Source organism: Paracoccus sp. NFXS7 (assembly GCF_040148865.1).
Lineage (GTDB): Bacteria > Pseudomonadota > Alphaproteobacteria > Rhodobacterales > Rhodobacteraceae > Paracoccus > Paracoccus marcusii.
Map to the genome: position 1 here is coordinate 1 of NZ_JAKEKV010000030.1, position 3,643 is coordinate 3,643.

The 3,643-nt window shown below is 53.5% G+C and carries 3 protein-coding genes and 1 pseudogene; 3 read left to right on the forward strand and 1 reads right to left on the reverse strand.

All coding sequences use genetic code 11. The annotated features are described in order from the left end of the window. Positions 1 to 103, forward strand: a pseudogene (locus LZ686_RS18750) (IS5/IS1182 family transposase); the annotation flags it as partial. Here LZ686_RS18750 and LZ686_RS18755 read toward each other — a convergent pair. Then, positions 98 to 334, reverse strand: coding sequence for a hypothetical protein (locus tag LZ686_RS18755; protein WP_349548766.1), 237 nt, complete (start codon positions 332 to 334; stop codon positions 98 to 100). The pseudogene LZ686_RS18750 and the gene LZ686_RS18755 overlap by 6 nt on opposite strands. Positions 335 to 743: 409 nt before the next feature. Here LZ686_RS18755 and LZ686_RS18760 point away from each other — a divergent pair, with 409 nt between their 5' ends. Together LZ686_RS18760 and LZ686_RS18765 are read left to right on the forward strand one after the other, a co-directional pair. Beyond that, positions 744 to 2,012 (forward strand): CAP domain-containing protein, encoded by a 1,269-nt coding sequence (locus LZ686_RS18760; protein WP_349548767.1) that lies wholly within the window; start codon positions 744 to 746, stop codon positions 2,010 to 2,012. A 134-nt stretch (positions 2,013 to 2,146) separates the two neighbouring features. Continuing rightward, a complete protein-coding gene (locus LZ686_RS18765) occupies positions 2,147 to 2,557 on the forward strand; it encodes a BLUF domain-containing protein (RefSeq protein ID WP_349548768.1) in 411 nt (136 codons plus the stop codon). Positions 2,558 to 3,643: the final 1,086 nt, after the last annotated feature.

Sequence of the window (3,643 nt, forward strand, 5' to 3'; positions counted from 1 at the left end):
ACGCCTGAAGGACTGGCGACGGGTCGCTACACGCTACGACCGATGCCCGAAGGTATTCCTATCCGCCGTCGCCCTCGCAGCAACCGTCATGTTCTGGCTATGAAACGAGAACGAGTCCTGACCCTAGATGTGCCCAAAGCGCAGCATCTTTTTCTAAGTGCTCTCTTATGACTTCCAGATTGCAGATTGCCATATCAACTCGCGTCAAAGCATAGGAAACTGCGTCATCACCGATGTTCAACCGGTAGATGCTTTTGCGACAGGTATCAATAACTGAGTTTGCGTGAGCAAGCTGTACATTAAGTTCGCGAACACTTCTAATCTCAAGGTCCATGTTGACTCCTTTACAAAATTTTTATACGCGATTTATTAATAAATCCTTAAGATACTTCAACCAGACTGAAGATCCGATCAAGGTATTCCAACTGGTGCATGCTGGTGAACGGTTCGACTTAGTCGCTGTCTTTCACGAGGGCAGGGGGCTACTTGCGGTCTTCCGGCCAGCCCCAAGGCTTGCGGCCCCATTTGTCGGACGCTCGTGACCGAACCTTCTACAGCCCATTAAGCATTGAATTCGAACAGCCGCTCTTTAAGGGCATAGTGGCGACGGACCACGCCCACTGTGGGGGGCGAGGTAGCTAGATAAACAATTACAGATTTATCTTATTACCATGTGCGATCTTAATGCATTGTTTGCGAAATGCTCGTACTTGATGCTATTTGCTCTCGAAGAGGATAGATACATGAGTTTCGCGACTGCCTACGAGCACTATTTCGTCAAGCTGGTGAACAATACCCGCCTCGAGAACGGCCTTGCACCGCTTAAGATTGCAAAGCCCTTAAATGAGTCTGCCGAACGGCATAGTCAATGGATGCTCTATGCGGACATGTTTTCACATGTGGGCGCAGGTGGATCATCCGCTTCTGATCGCATGGAGAAGGCTGGGTTCCCCATGTACGGGGAAAGCTGGGGCACGAGAGAGAACTTGGCGTATGTCTCAGTTCGTGGCGCTGCGGACCTGACTGACGAAATTAGGCATCTGCATCAGAACCTTCTCAATAGCCCAAGTCACTACCGGAACATCGTCGACCCCGATATGGAGTTTATTGGGATCGGTTTAGAGATGGGCAATTTCCAAGGCCATGCGGTTCTGATGGTCACTCAGAACTTTGGACGGACGACAGGACAGCCGGTATTGGATACCGGTGTCTTTGGAAGAGGTATTGTTCCGGCGATCGACACAAGTGCAGAAAGCCGCGGCGAATGGCGTGACGATAGCTTCGACGGTGTCGTCAAAACCTCCTCGCCAGACGGCCTTGCGGTGCAAGGAACCGCTCGTTCAGACGACTTTCAGCTTGGTGGTCGTTCCGATCTCGCTCGAGGGCTGGCAGGTGACGACTGGATTCATGGCGGAGGTGGGAACGACACCCTTGACGGTGGGCAAGGCGATGATCGTCTCATTGGCGGTTATGGCTTCGATGTGCTGCTTGGTGGGCTAGGGAATGACGTCCTCGATGGCAACCAGGGCAATGACCGACTTGAGGGTCACGGCGGAAATGACCTTCTATGGGGTCGAGACGGCAACGATACCTTAAACGGCGGATTTGGTTTCGATACCCTCATCGGGGGAAATGGAAATGACGTTCTGTGGGGTGGGGGTGGCAACGACAAATTGGTAGGCGGCATTGGCTCCGATACAATCCAAGGCGGCGCCGGAAATGACACGTTGATTGGATCACAGGGTAACGACGTGCTCACTGGTGGGGCTGGTGCCGACACGTTCGTGTTCCACGCAGGCGGCGGCTCCGATAACATCACAGACTATCAGGTTGGGATCGACCGGCTCATGATAGATGATGCTATCCTTCGCCAGTCTGTTCCAGGGTTCTACGACATCATCACGGAAACTCCGACGAAGGCGGTTTTGGATTTCGGAAACGGAAACGTCATCACGCTTATTGGTAAAGGCATAACCGCGGAAGCGATTGCGGAAGATATCCTACTCTTCTAAGCGTGCCATGAGGCTTATCCGCGTGATCAGCTATCAGTCTAACTGACTAACTAAGGTTAGCCTTTGATGATCAGCTATTCCTATTGCTGGCCGCCCGGAGGCATGAAACTTGCCTCTGCGAGAGGTAGGACGCTTTGATCACCAATCTTTTGTACCGTAGCGAAACGACGCTTCAGCCGAAGGACCCGAAGCTCAACGCCATCTTGGTCCAAGCGCGTCGTCGCAACGGCAACATGGACATCACGGGGTATCTTCACTGGGAGGATGGGATCTTTCATCAGTGGATAGAAGGTCCGGAAGCAGAGCTGCAGATTGTTGAGCGCCATATCTATGGCAGCAAATCCCATCACGGGCTTACAGTTCTGGGTAGAAATGTTGTCCCGACCCGGCAGTTTCCAGATTGGGACATGGCCCTCGGTTTGTCGGAGGAAAACTCGCTCTTCAACTTCATTGCGGAACATGAAGCCAGAACTGCTGATCACCGAGAGTATGCAAAAGCTGTTCTTGCCTTCATGCACGCGCAGTCAGGCACACAGGTCCGCTAACTTGGACTGAGCCGCCATTGATCCGATGACGGCAAACAGTCGTTCCTCTCGAACATCCTGATGGCAAAGCTCACCTTCGCATCGAGCATCGTCTCGATCGCCTGGTGCCTGGCAAGCTCGGATTGAAATTTGCGGAGATCATGCGCGGACAAGCTGGTCTCCTGACCTGTGCACAAGAGGTCGTGTATCAGATGGTCAAGAGCGTTTGTCATTCAGCCTACCAGTGTCACCACTGCGCAAGTTCTTCTTTTGTGCTTTTTTTGGCTATGGGACAAAACAACGCACAGGATGTCGGATGTCGAATCATTCCGGCAGTCTGGTCCGGAGGATCCTGCTGCCGAACTGAAGCAACAGCGTGTCCTGCGGTGAGTAATCGGCCATCACATCCCACGCGGCTAGCATGGCGCTCAGGTGGCCTGCAGCCAAGGAATACCGATCACCCTGCCACTCATCGCACCAGGTGACTTAGAGGGCCCGGTTCTCCGGAAAGATCGCTTGTGGATTCGATGACGGGGCAGGGCTGTCTCCTTCCGGTCGGTTGGAACGAAAAGAGAATAAATCATAAGGTGTCAATGGCTCGTCGAGATTGGAAACCGACCCTACTTGTGATCGGGGTGCATGGCGCGAATGGCCTGTTGACCTTCCGGTCGACAACCCGTTCCAGAAATCCTTCCCGCATCTGTATCGGATCAATACAGGCAGGCTTGGATGGTGCGATGATCTTGGCAGTGATCACGATACGCGGCGTTTGAACTTTTCGTCGTTGGATATGAATGACCACCATCGCCCCTGCGCAGGACATACTGATGAATGGGGTCAACCAAAATCCCGCGGCCTTGGTTTCACAAGCACTCGCACGCTGCACCGACTGCAGGTAGCCAGACCACAGAAAGCCTGCCACGGCGATGACGGCGAGGCCGTCTCCGCCGTGATATCGATCGGCGTACGGTTAACCCTTCGTTAGGGTCAGGACCCATTGATCCTGCGCGTTCGGCATGATTCAGGCTCCTCAAGGAGACCTGATCGATGAGCAACCTTTTCTGGCTGACCGACGCGCAGATGGCGCGGCTCCAGCCCTTCTTCCCC